10 protein-coding genes and 1 pseudogene are annotated in these 12,628 nt (G+C 56.0%); 7 read left to right on the top strand and 4 right to left on the bottom strand.

Annotated features, from left to right (window positions below; all coding sequences use genetic code 11):
* The first annotated feature begins 11 nt into the window (after window positions 1–11).
* The gene (rsmH, locus tag RSSM_RS08820) at window positions 12–959 is read left to right on the top strand and encodes a 16S rRNA (cytosine(1402)-N(4))-methyltransferase RsmH (protein ID WP_261340252.1); all 948 of its coding nucleotides are present in this window, start codon (window positions 12–14) and stop codon (window positions 957–959) included.
* Here rsmH and RSSM_RS08815 read toward each other — a convergent pair.
* Window positions 956–2,002: a hypothetical protein gene (locus RSSM_RS08815; protein WP_236621026.1), complete on the bottom strand. Its 1,047-nt coding sequence runs from the start codon at window positions 2,000–2,002 to the stop codon at window positions 956–958. The genes rsmH and RSSM_RS08815 overlap by 4 nt on opposite strands.
* 166 nt (window positions 2,003–2,168) lie before the next feature.
* On the opposite strand from RSSM_RS08815, the gene RSSM_RS08810 reads away from it, so the two are divergent.
* From RSSM_RS08810 to RSSM_RS08785, 6 genes are all read left to right on the top strand, one after another.
* The gene (locus RSSM_RS08810; protein WP_008676868.1) at window positions 2,169–4,079 is read left to right on the top strand and encodes an ATP-binding protein; all 1,911 of its coding nucleotides are present in this window, start codon (window positions 2,169–2,171) and stop codon (window positions 4,077–4,079) included.
* 192 nt (window positions 4,080–4,271) lie between these two features.
* A complete protein-coding gene (locus RSSM_RS08805; RefSeq protein WP_008676866.1) occupies window positions 4,272–4,778 on the top strand; it encodes a Crp/Fnr family transcriptional regulator in 507 nt (168 codons plus the stop codon).
* Window positions 4,779–4,854: 76 nt separating this feature from the next.
* Window positions 4,855–5,373 (top strand): hypothetical protein, encoded by a 519-nt coding sequence (locus tag RSSM_RS08800; RefSeq protein ID WP_144059664.1) that lies wholly within the window; start codon window positions 4,855–4,857, stop codon window positions 5,371–5,373.
* 92 nt (window positions 5,374–5,465) lie between these two features.
* Window positions 5,466–6,005, top strand: a complete 540-nt coding sequence (ruvX, locus tag RSSM_RS08795) for a Holliday junction resolvase RuvX (protein ID WP_008676862.1) — start codon at window positions 5,466–5,468, stop codon at window positions 6,003–6,005.
* A gap of 118 nt (window positions 6,006–6,123) precedes the next feature.
* Complete coding sequence (locus tag RSSM_RS08790; protein WP_144059666.1) at window positions 6,124–7,866, top strand: C25 family cysteine peptidase; 1,743 nt, start codon at window positions 6,124–6,126, stop codon at window positions 7,864–7,866.
* Between the two features lie 118 nt (window positions 7,867–7,984).
* Window positions 7,985–9,463 carry a sulfatase family protein gene (locus RSSM_RS08785; RefSeq protein WP_008676857.1) on the top strand — a complete coding sequence of 493 codons (1,479 nt, stop codon included), beginning with the start codon at window positions 7,985–7,987 and terminating at the stop codon, window positions 9,461–9,463.
* Window positions 9,464–9,485: 22 nt separating this feature from the next.
* Here RSSM_RS08785 and RSSM_RS08780 read toward each other — a convergent pair whose 3' ends face one another.
* The 3 genes and pseudogenes from RSSM_RS08780 to RSSM_RS08770 all read right to left on the bottom strand — a co-directional run.
* Window positions 9,486–10,562 carry an acyltransferase family protein gene (locus RSSM_RS08780; RefSeq protein ID WP_008676856.1) on the bottom strand — a complete coding sequence of 359 codons (1,077 nt, stop codon included), beginning with the start codon at window positions 10,560–10,562 and terminating at the stop codon, window positions 9,486–9,488.
* A gap of 30 nt (window positions 10,563–10,592) precedes the next feature.
* On the bottom strand, window positions 10,593–11,969 hold the full coding sequence (locus RSSM_RS08775; RefSeq protein WP_008676854.1) for an O-antigen ligase family protein: 1,377 nt from the start codon (window positions 11,967–11,969) through the stop codon (window positions 10,593–10,595).
* 142 nt (window positions 11,970–12,111) lie between these two features.
* Window positions 12,112–12,628 (bottom strand): annotated as a pseudogene (locus RSSM_RS08770) (lipoyl synthase); the annotation flags it as partial.

The following is a 12,628-nucleotide window of genomic DNA, read 5'->3' as shown; positions in this document are numbered from 1 at the left end:
TTGGCCCGGCAGTGACTATTGAACATGTTTCCGTCATGCCGTTCGAAATCGTGCATTGGGTTTCGGAGGCGAACCCACGAACTATCGTCGATGGGACCTATGGAGGAGGGGGGCACACACGTTTGTTGCGTGATGTTTTGCCAGACGATGGGGCATCGAATCTACCGAGTCCTTTGGTCATCGGCATGGATCGGGATCCGTCGGTGATCCAACGCGATGATGTGCCTGGCGGTCCGGGGAGTGATCCGAAAGTCGAACTGTTTCTAGGCAGCTACGAGAAAGCTCCGGCGGCATTGGCCCACTGTGATCGTACTCATGCGGATGCGTTCGTTCTCGATCTCGGATTATCGAGTGACCAGCTCGCCGATCGAGATCGTGGATTCAGTTTTACGTTGCCGGACGCGGAGCTCGATTTGCGGTTTGATCCGGAGTCGGATTTGCCTGCCCACCAGTGGTTAGCTTTTCATGGCGAGAAGGAAATCGCCGACGCGATTTATCAATTCGGTGAGGAGCGATTCAGCCGCCGCATTGCCCGACAAATTTGTTTGCGTGCGAAGGAACGGTCACCGGTGAAAACGGTCGGTGATCTCGTTGAGATTTGCCGTCGGTGTGTTCCTCGATCGAAGAATCACGATATCCATCCGGCAACGCGGACTTTCCAGGCGCTGCGAATTGTTGTCAACGATGAACTGGGAATCTTGGAGCGGACGTTGGCATCGGCGGCGGATTGGATTGCACCGGGTGGACGAATCGCCGCAATCAGTTTTCACTCGTTGGAAGACCGTATCGTCAAGAATGCATTCCGCAACGACGACCGGTGGGAGATTCTGACGAAGAAGCCGTTGCGTCCTTCGGAAGAAGAGGTTCGCGAGAACCCGAGGAGTCGAAGTGCGAAGTTGCGAGTGGCAATGCGAAAGGCTGATGTATCCGGCGGTTTGCCGGGCAGGCCACCGCTCTAGTTGGGCTGCGACGATGTCGAGGCTGCACTATGGGTGACGCGCCATCCTCCGGGAGGATCGGGCAGTCCGAATGTTTCGTGATATTCGCGTTGTTGCAGTTCGAGCCAGACGAGGGTTTCTTTCGCGAGGTCACGGTTGACCGGCGAGAAAGCGGAAAGCTGGATCGCGCGAGTGATTCGCCGCTTTGCTTCTTCGAAGTCTTGCCTCGCTGCGGCGGCGATAGACGCGTTGATCCAGGCGGCGACCTGGCCCGGACGGCGTTCGAGCGTTTCCGTCCAAATTTTCTCAGCGGCTGGCCAATTTCCTAGTCGGGCGAGTTCGTTGCCGCGACGAACCGCCTTGCTACCAAGGCTGTAACGAGGCTCCGCGAGCGTGACGAGTTCTCGAACGACGGATTGATTCAGCAAACTAAGCGTTTCGCGAATCATCGCTTTTTGCAAACGCACATGAGGATCGGTGATTGCCATCAAGTCAGGGTGTCTTTGCTCGATCTCTTTCTGGCTGATCGAGATCGGCATCCCCTCGGTTGGGCAGTCATCGTCGAGACCGACCAATTTCCAAACCACGCTGAGCCTTTCGTCTGAGCGAGGGTTTCCGGTGGCGTGCATGATTTGACCACGCATCAGGTACCGCAATCCCGATCGACGGGCTGCCGCTGCAACTGCGAGGTCACTCGGTTCGTTGTCGACTGCCGAAACGAGCCGGATTGTCGACTCGTCGGTCAATTGATCGGGCAGTAGGAACGAGACCGCGGAGGCGGGAGGCTGGCCGGTTCGATTTTTCTTACTTGGCTGAGTTTGTTCTAGCAGTTCTTGCTGCAGGCCCGTGGCGGTTTGATCCGGGCCCGCGATTTCCATTAGAACAATCGACTCACCGGCGACCGACGCGAGCTGGGGCGGTTGCCATAAATGAATCGGTGCGGTTGTTTGACAGCCGAGTAGACAACTCAATAGACACCCGAGCAGAAATGCGTAACTGCCGCCCGCGCTCGCCTTTTCGCGGTCGTGACGACGGCAATTTCGGTGCAATCGGAGGCTATGCATGGTCAGTATCGAGAAGTTCGAGCGAATGGGCTCGTGAGGTCGATATCGAAAAGTGCGACGGTAGTCAAACATCCACGTCGATGACAAGTTATCTTGGGGGCCCGGCAGTGAAATTATCGGTACTCGCAACCGCTTTTTGCGTGAAACTCAAAGGAACGACTTCAAGATGGCCTCGTTGTTCGTGATTCGAGGACGTGACCAGGGCAAGCACTTCCAAGTTGCCGCGCCGGTCACTCGGCTGGGACGCGATTCAACCAACGATATTCAATTGCTCGACAACGAGGCGTCTCGTGGTCACGCAGAAATTCGCTGCGATCCGGCCCGCGGACGGTTCGAACTGATTGATTTGGGCAGCAGCAACGGGACCTTCGTCAATAGCGAACGCGTCGCACGGCGGGAGCTCGTCAGCGGTGATCGAGTTGAGATTGGCGGCACGCTTCTGATTTTTACCGGCGGCGGAAACGTCGCGGCGATGGACGCGGCTCACGGTGTCGACATTGTTCGCCAGGTTCGTGCCGGTGACGCGAGTCGGATCGTCTCGTCCTTCTCGCATGGGGGCGTGACCCGCGGGAGGAACCCGAGCGTGTCTGAGATCGCTCGGCTGAAGAAAACGCTCGCAGGTTCGGACTCGCCCGGCGAGGACGATCGCTCGTCTGCCAAAGCGAAAAAACAGCCCACGGTCGAGGAAAAAGTCGACGGTCCGGTTACGACGATCGCGGACACCATCGTCGATGAACCTGACACAGATTCATCGGTATCGTCGCTGGTTCATTCCCATTCTGAGACAACGAAGAGTTTCCTAGACACCGATCAGTCTCTCGAGGTGATGTACTTAACGGCGTTGGCGGTGGGACGGACCGACGATCTGAATGAAGTCCTCGACCGTGTCTTGAAGTTGATTTTCGATTGGGTGGAAGCCGACCGAGGTTGCGTGATGTTGCGTGACCCGGAGTCCAAACGTTTGACCCCGGCCGCCCGTTGTGATCGGGAGCAGAGTAAGCCGACGAAGTCGAAGTCCGGCAAACCGAGTAAGCCTCCTGGACGCATCACCATCAGTCATACGATCCTTGACTACGTGTTGCAAAGAAAGGAAGGCGTGCGTACGAGTGATGCCGTCGATGACGAGCGTTTTGATAACGCGGCTTCGATCGTTCAAGGCGGCGTTCGTGAAGCGTTGTGTGTCCCTTTGCAGGGTCGTTACGACGTGGTCGGTGCGCTATACGTTGACACGTACACACCGCCGGGCGAGTGGATACAGAAAAAAGGGGCCACACGTTTTCATGATGATCACCTGAAATTGATTACAGCGATCGGGCACCAAGCGGCGTTGGCGATTGAAGACACGTTCTACTATTCTGCGCTGTTGCAGGGAGAACGATTGGCGGCGATGGGGCAGACGATCGCGACGCTTTCTCATCACATCAAAAATATTCTGCAGGGTGTTCGAGGCGGTAGCTATCTGATTGAGTCGGGCCTCGCGAAGGATGATACTGAGGCAATTCGGCGTGGGTGGGCGATTGTCGATCGCAACCAAGAACGCATCAGCAATCTTGTTTTGGACATGCTGACGTTTTCGAAAGAACGCGAACCCCAACGTGTCGACGCGGACCTGAACGAGACAATTCGAGACGTCGTGGAATTGATGCAGGGCCGAGCCAGAGAATCCAAAATTGAATTGCAAAACGCCCTCGACGATGACCTGCCGATCGCCAGTTTTGATCCCGACGCGATTCACCGAGCTTTATTGAATCTGATCACCAATGCGATTGATGCAGCGGTGTCATGCGTGCGGGTTCGTAGTCGCTTCGATGCGGTGCTGGGGTGGATCGTTGATGTGGAGGACGACGGCGAAGGGGTGGATGAGGATGAACGAGATCAGATCTTTTCGCTCTTTGAGTCGAAAAAGGGGGCCCGTGGCACAGGTCTCGGTTTGCCCGTGACCGCAAAAATCATGCAGGAACATGGCGGGAGTGTCGAAGTCCAAAACGCTACCGGTGGCGGTGCTTTGTTTCGAATGGTGTTGCCCACGATCGGAACGGACATCAGCAACACGACCAGTCGCGATACGCAAACCTAAGTCGAACGACGAATTGCTATGCCGCGTCGATTCGACAGGCCGCATGGCAGGTTGGCGGGTATGAAAATTGTCGCACGTGATTCGCGCAGACTGTAGAATGAGTTTGCAAGGGTTTGATAAGAAGCTTTTGCGGAGATTGGTCTCATACAGATCGGATCCCCTAACACGCCTATTGTTAGAAAGGGAGCGAGAGTGACAGCCACGCGAATCGAATTGCTCCGCCGGATGGCGGCATTTGGCGGAATGCGTGAAGACTCTCTCGAGAGAATCCTGCATGAGTCCGATGACATTCAGAAATCAGCGGGAGAAGAGTTCTTTACCGAAGGTGACACGGGTGAATCATTGTTTGTCTTGGAGTCAGGCAAAGTGAACGTGTTGCGACAATGGGAAGGAAAACAGGTGCCGCTCAGCACGCTCGGACCTGGTGACTGTTTCGGTGAAATGGCGCTCATTGATTTTCAGAAACGTTCCGCATCGGTGATCGCAATCACAGAATGCTGCGCGATCGAGGTTTCTCGAAAATCGATTGCCGGTTTATGTCAAGAGGATCTGCAGCAATACACCATGATCATGATGAATTTGGGGCGGGAGGTCAGTCGGCGTCTTCGCAAGGCGGATCAGCGATTGTTTGAACTGCGACGGTTGCTCGAGCCTCAGGCGTTCGCGGAGCTGCAGAAGCATCATCATATAACGTCTTAGTAAGACGTCGTTTTCGCAGAACGATCGGTCCGGGTTTCAGTGGGGTTGGTGTTAAACGTCCAGTTTGAGTCGCAACGTGTTAAAGATTTTTCAGCTCCAACCTGCCTTCACGATTGACGTTCCGGTCGAACAGAAACAGGCCATCGAGCGGTTGAAAACGGCGATCGCTAGCGACGAACTGCGGGGCTTGGCGGAGTCGGCAGGTTCCGTGTTTGATTTCAAAATTGCTCGCGCCGAACGAAGGTTTTGGTCGCCGCATTTGTCGGCTCAGTTCAGCGAAACGGATTCCGGGGTAAAGCTCTTTGCGAGATTTTCTCCACGCCCTGAGGTATGGACGATGTTCATCGCGATTTATTTCGTTGTGGCGATCTTGATGGGGTTGGCGATGATTGTGGGATACGTGCAGTGGACGCTCGGGTACTCGCCCTGGTCTCTCGCGGTGGTTCCGATTGGTGCATTTCTGATCGCCTGTTTGCATCTGGCGAGCATGATCGGACAGAGTCTGAGTGCGGATCAAATGGCGTTGTTGCGAGAACGACTCGATCGATCTATTGAAATTGCGTTTGGCGAACAATCAAGCGATTTACTGGCCTAGGGTCCGTCGGATGACCTGAAATAAGGAGCCACACGCCGAGAAATCGATATTCGGCGTTGACGTGTTGATGAACCTTGCGTTGACTAGTGCGTATGAATGACGAGATATCCCCTTTGCCGACGTCCCAATTCCCGACCGAAGGTCGTATCGCGGCGGTTGACTACGGAACCGTGCGGATCGGAATCGCGATATGTGACCCGGATCGAATTTTGGCCAGTCCGTTGGAGGTGCATCCGGTAACTCAGCCGGACGCCGGTGGGTACGAAGCGGATGAGGATTATTTCAGCAAACTCGCCTCCAGCGAGCGGGTCGCCGCGTGGGTTGTTGGGCTTCCGATTCACTGCGACGGAGGGGAGAGCGACAAGAGCGTCGAGGCGAGAAAGTTCGCCGAATGGTTGCAGCGGGTGACCCGATTACCGACTCGGTTGTTCGACGAACGATTCACGACGGTTGCGGCGAATCAAAAGATTCGTCAAAGCAAAACGACCCGTAAGAAAACTAAGAAACGAATTGATGCGATCGCGGCTCAGGTGCTTCTCGAATCCTTTCTCGAAGCGTGCCGTTATCGAGGGGAACTTGCCGGACATGCACTCGACGATGTTAAACCGGCGGGTGAGTCGCTCGCGGACTAGATGATTGCGGGTTGGATGTTCGCGGTTGGTTTCGATTGTCACGGTTGGATTCTCTTCGGCGGCGAAGGCACGGTCAGTGACAAATCAAATGGCGTATGATGAGGACTCAGGGATGGCGATGAGTTTAAGCACATTGAAAATCAGCGGACCAAACGAAAACACTCGGTACACCCGTGCGCTTTGTGCCGTTGTTGCCGGAGGGTTGATTGCATTTGGTTTGCTGGCGTCGCCCGCAGTGAATGCTGCGGATGTGGTGGTCGTTTGCGGTGCCGAATATCGTGACGCCTTGTCACCTTGGTGCGAACTGCGACGCGGAGAAGGTCTGGCGCTTTCGTTCTGCTCACCCGAAGCAACCAATGGTGCGATGGCTGAGAAGATCAGACAGACGGCGACCTCGCAGACCCGTTACTTGCTTCTCGTCGGAGACGCTCCGCCGTTTCGACCGCAAGGTCAATCGGTTGCGAACACGGACCGTCAAATTCCAACGCACTACTTAAAAAGTCGTGTGACGTCGCAGCACGGTTCCACGCCGACCTATCCCACGGACGTTCCCTACACGGATTTTGATGGTGATGGTGTCGCGAATGCTGCAGTCGGACGTCTACCAGTCAATGCCCCGGAGCAACTCGAAGAGTTGGTTTCTCGAATCTCGGCCTACGAGTCTTCGAGCGACTTCAGTTCTTGGCGACGATGCCTGCAGTTGACGGCCGGTGTTGGTGGGTTCGGAACGTTGATCGACGGTGCAATCGAATCGGTCACTCGGACAGTACTGACGAGTGTTCTGCCTGCGGATGCGAAACCGCAGATTGCCTACGCCAGTCCTGGGCACGCGTTTTGTCCCGACGGGGATTCGTTTTTTGATGCGGTGATGCAGCGGTATCGAAGCGGGGCTCGCTTTTGGGTCTACGCTGGACATGGCAGCGTCGATCGTCTTGATTTCCTCACGCGTGCTAGGGACGACGCGGGGGCGTTGTCGCAATCAGGTGCGTCTCGCAATGCCTCGCCGCAATGGCAGGTGGAGTCTTTGCTCAACAACGAAACGGCACGGCAGTTGGCGGGCAATCCGAATCGAGCTCCGATCGCGGTTCTACTCGCGTGCTACGCGGGTGCTTTTGACGCGCCCGGTGATTGTCTCTCGGAACGCATGTTGCTCGCCTCGGGCGGACCGATTGCCGTGATCGCAGCGAGTCGCTTGACGATGCCGTATGGAAATGCACGGTTCGGTCTCGGGTTATTGGAGTCGGCATATTCGCCTGGCGGTGATGGTTTATCGTCCGAACGACTCGGAGATGCGATGTTGGCGTCAGTGCAACGTTTGCAACAACAAACCTCCGGTGATGGCGCGGCGCAGAAGAACACACCACCGGTATCTACGACGCAAATGATGGTAGATGGATTGGCAGGGTTGATGTCGCCGGCGGGCAGCGACCTGGAGGAGGAGCGTCGAGAGCACGCGGGGCTGTATCATTTGTTGGGTGATCCGACGCTACGTTTGCAACGCCCACAGAAGTTGGCAATTCGTATAGAGGCGGGAGACGAGGAGGAAAACGGCGAACTCGAAAAGCAGGAATCAACGAAGACGGTTTGTGTCAGTGTTACCAGCCCGATTGCCGGTACGTTGACGATTTGCATTGATCGTCCGTTGACCGCGACGGCGAGTGGCCAGGAGGTCACGGCGTCTTACCCGGATGACCCGCACGGTTGTACGCTCGGTCAAGTTTCACTGCCGGTGGGAACGAGCGAGATGAAGAACGCAGTGATTTCGTTGCCCGACCATTGGAGTGGCCCCGTAGTTGTGCGTGGTTTTGTTCAAGGGGTGGATGCGTGGGCGACCGGTGCAACACGTACCCTCGTGGATTGATTATGGTGGCTGCGTTGAGTTTTGTTACAAAGTCACACGCACGCCTTGGCTGAAAACGATGATGCGACCGCTCCCGTGCAGGTTTACTCGAAGCGTTGTTTGTTCCCTTTTGTTGGGGATGCTATCGAGCCCTGCGAATGAAGTCGAGGTTGATGCTGAGCACGATCTGCGCGGTCAGCGTCCGAGCATCGTTCTGATTTTCATGGACGACATGGGGTATGCGGACATTGGTCCGTTCGGCGCGACCGCGTATCCCACGCCGAATCTCGATCGGATGGCGGATGAGGGTCGGCGTTTCACCGATTTTGTAGTGTCCTCTGCGGTTTGCTCGGCGTCACGAGCGGCACTGCTGACGGGATGCTGTCATCGTCGGGTTGGGATTTCCGGGGCGCTCGGACCGAAGTCCCGTATCGGTTTGGATCCTGATGAAACAACGATTGCGGAGGTCTGTAAATCGACGGGCTATCGCACGGCATGCTTCGGGAAATGGCATCTCGGACACCTCGAGTCGTTCTTGCCTCATCACCAGGGGTTCGATCAGTTTTACGGGATCCCGTACAGCAACGACATGTGGCCGCTTCACCCCGATACCGTGCGGCGGCGTAGGATCGATCCATTGGATCCTGGTAACTGGCCGCCGTTGCCGCTCTTGGAGGCACGCGCGGGCGAGAAAATGCATGTGGTTAACCCAGACGTGCAACCCGCCGATCAAGAGCAGATGACGGTGGAGTTGACTCGGCGAAGCGTCGAATTTATTCGCGATTCGAAAAGTGGACAACCATGTTTTTTGTATCTTCCGCATCCGATGGTTCACGTGCCACTCTATGTTTCCGAGCGATTTGCGGGAAAGAGTGGGGCGGGTAGGTTCGGTGATGTCATGATGGAGGTGGATTGGTCCGTCGGCGAGATTCTTCGTGCGATTGAAGAGAGTCCTCATGCCGACAACACACTCGTCATCTTTACGAGTGACAATGGTCCGTGGTTGTCCTACGGGAGCCACGCAGGCAGTGCGGGAGATCTGCGTGAGGGAAAAGGGACCATGTGGGAAGGCGGTTGCCGCGAACCGACGATCATGCACTGGCCCGGACGCATTCCACCCGGTTCGAGTTGCGATGATTTGTGTTCGACGATTGACTTATTGCCGACGATTGTGCAATTAGTCGGTGGCGCGATTCCGGAGAGGAAGCTCGACGGTAAAGTGATCCTCGATTTGATGAGTGGGGCGGACAATGCAACGACTCCGCATCGCTCGCTGGTGGGATACTACGGTGGAGGCCAACTGCAAACGGTTCGCAATGAACGTTTCAAACTCGTTTTCCCGCATCGGTACCGAACCCTCGCGGGTGAGAAAGGAGGCGCCGACGGCATGCCGAGTCGGTACCAAATGCGAAACGCCGAGTTGGCACTTTACGATCTTGATAACGATCCGGCCGAAACGAACAATGTGATCGATATGTATCCGGAAGTCGTGTCATTCTTAAGCAAGGAAGCCCAGAGTTATCGTAAGACGCTCGGGGATAAGCTGCACAAAATGTCTGGCAGTGAAATGCGTCGCCCTCGAGTGGTCGATGCAGAATCAAGGGAAACGAACCGGTAGCGACGTGGGGCGTCGATGGCTATTAACGTTCCTCGTTTTCCTGCTGAGTCGCGATGACATAGTGCGATGACGGCAACAGCCAACGAGACTCAATCCATTTCCAAGAGATGACCGAGGCGACGAGAGAAATCGTCAGACCGACGGCGAATTGAACCGGGGGCGATAGTGGGAGAGAAAGGGCGGCAATGATCTGCAGAATTGGGTAATGGAGGATGTACAGACCATAGGAGAAGTCTCCGTAGCGTCCAAAATTACCGAGGTAATAGAAGTGGTTTGCAAAGCAAATGACGCAGACCGCCAATGCCAACGGGTACGCCGCATACGCCCAGACCGAATGAGTCCAAAAATACGCCGCTACGATACCGGCGGAAACAATGGTTGCCCAAATGAGGTGGCGCTCAAAGAAGGGGCGGTAGTAGTACAAGAGGGCACCAGCGACAAAGAAGGACATTTGTCCAGGTAATTGCTCGGAGATTTTGTCGTAAAGAGTCCTTTCAGTGGTGTGTCCCAGGTGGTCAAATCCCGCGTTCCACACAATGGCGAGCGCATAGATCAACGCAAAGATCCAGAGCCGGCCCGATCGCGTTCGAAGGTTCAGTTGCCGCGTGAAGTAGTCGATGATCGGCACCGCTGCGTAGAACATGACTTCGATTTTGATCGTCCAAAGCGGTCCGTTGACATAGGCCGTGTAGTTGTCTTCAAACACGCCGGGGAGCGTGTTCTGCAAGAATCCCACGAACGCTAGATGGGAGAACAAATAGGCGTACACTTCGGAGCTGCGAAAATACTCATCGATGTCGAGTGTGCTGAGAAGACTCAGGCCAAACGTGCAGGCGAGCAAAACGGCGACGTAGGCCGGAAGGATGCGGCGTGCCCGTTTCTCGATGTAATTTTTCAATCGCGGTTGTCTGTCCCACGATTGAAAAATCAAGTAACCCGAAATGACAAAGAAGCATTGAACCGCCCATCGACCTCCGAGAAAGTAATGGTCTTCCGTCCATGGTAAGGACCAACCTACCAAAGCCGCATGGCAACGCACGACCATCAACGCGAGTGCGAGGCGTAGAAGGTCGAAGTTGTTCTGACGAGGCTTGCTCATGCCGGCAAAATCAGTTCCTGCACTCGGTTTTCACTGGCGGTCACTTGGTTGCAGAGGTTGCGTTTCGGTTCGTTGCATGTAGACCATGTTGGGCGCCAACAACGCAACGATCCAAATGAGGGTCAGCATGGTTGGAAAGGATTCAAAGATTGTGTCTTCGACTAGTCCTGAGACGAGGACAAAGACGGTCACACCTCGTATCCATTCATAGCCCGAGGTTGCGCCGAAAATCAAAGACCATCCGAGCAGGCCCAGGAGCAAAAGACATGCGACCATGCCGGCTGAAAAAGAAATGTGCAACAGTAGATTGTGGGTGCCTGTGGCTTCCTTGCTCATGACGGACGCTGCACTATCGAGTCCCCATCCGGTTAGCGGACGCTCCGCGATGAGATCGACGGCTTCTTTCCAGATGACCGTCCGACCGGTCAGAGAGGTGAGTTCTTCGACATCGCCGCTCTTGGTGACCACCGTAACAGTGGATTCGGAAAATGGGCCTTCACCAGACCAAAGTGAGAACGCGAAAATGACCAGGGCGGCGGCGGAGACCGATGCGATGGCAATCGCCAGTCCGCCTCGACCATAAAATCGGTCAATCAACATCATGCCTGCGGCGGCGAAACCGGCAATGATTGCGGTGCGGCTGATCGTCGCAAGGACAGTGGCGGTAGCCAGCACGACGATACCGGTCCAAATGAGGTTCCACCACGGACCGCGAGTCGCGATCGCAAGGACCCGGTCGCTAACGGAATGGGGCGATGTGTCGAATTGATTGTCTGCGTCGCTCGGCAACGTCGGTGGGTTCGTTCGTCCGGTCAGTAGTGCGAGGCCAAGCAGGCCGGTTGCCACGGCGACTTTCGCGATCGTGTTGGGGTGCCCGGTTCCTCCCATCCGCTGAACGGTTTCGGTGGCGCTGACATACTCGGTGAAGGTGCCGCTCTCGGGGAGCAGAATAAAAAGCGCCCAGGTATACGAGAGATAGATGGAGGTCCCGAGCACGAGACAGATCGCGACCCGCTTGGCACCGATCGTGGCCAACGCGGTGGTGATGAAGAGCAGGTAGCCCATGAAAATCAGCGCCGATGCGATGCTGATGATGCGTACTGTTGGCGCGGCAAAGACACTGGTCGCGCAGAAGACAAACCCGAGTGCGAGAAGGGCAGCCCCGGGGACACTATTGAGAAGGTGGCGGGTGCGTGGGCTCAGCAACACACCGAGAAATCCGATCAGCGTCGCCATGCCGGCCAGCCCGAGTTTGATCAGCGTTTGCGGGCCTGTGGAACTGGTCGCGCGATCGAATTCGGATGCCCCGGTGATGATATCAAGCGGATTAATCGCGGCGGCAGCGATCAGTACCAATCCGATGATCCACGGCATCGCCGCTCGCGGTTGTTCATCGGATGACGTCATGTCCGGGTGAGGATGGGAAAGTGGACGGTGCTGGAGAACAATGTCGCGGTGACGCTGTACTGAACGACACCGATTGTAACCAGAGCAACGCAACTCCGCGGTCTGTTCTCCTCATTTCCTGCTGATCGAGACTCGGAGAGAGTCAGACGTCGGTTTCGGCCATGTCCCGGGCGTGATAACTGCTGCGTACGAAGGGGCCAGCCGCGACTTTGGTGAACCCGATTTTGCGAGCCAAGTCCGCGAGTTCGTCAAACTCCTCCGGCGGCACGTATCGAACCACCGGCAGGTATTTGTCGCCTGGTTGGAGGTATTGCCCGAGGGTGAGGAAGTCGACGCCGTGTTCGCGGAGATCAGACAGGGCGTCGAGCAATTCGCCACGTTCCTCGCCCAGGCCGAGCATCAATCCGCTTTTTGTTTTGACGGTCGGATCGATTTTTTGACGTCACGCATCATTTGCAACGTCCACGCATAGTCGCTCTTGGGTCCGCGAACGCGTCGGTAGAGGCGGGGTACCGTTTCCATGTTGTGATTGAAAACGTCCGGGCGGGCCTCGACGACTCGTGCCAGGGCGTCTTTGCAGTGGACGAAGTCGGGGGTCAGGACTTCCGTGGTCGCTCCGGTTCGCTCGCGGACGGCGATGACGCATCGATAGAAGTGAT

It is taken from the genome of Aporhodopirellula sallentina SM41, assembly GCF_000346505.1.
In the GTDB taxonomy this organism is placed as follows: domain Bacteria; phylum Planctomycetota; class Planctomycetia; order Pirellulales; family Pirellulaceae; genus Rhodopirellula; species Rhodopirellula sallentina.
Note: the sequence above shows the minus strand (reverse complement) of the source record. Positions and strands in the feature narration are given on the sequence as shown.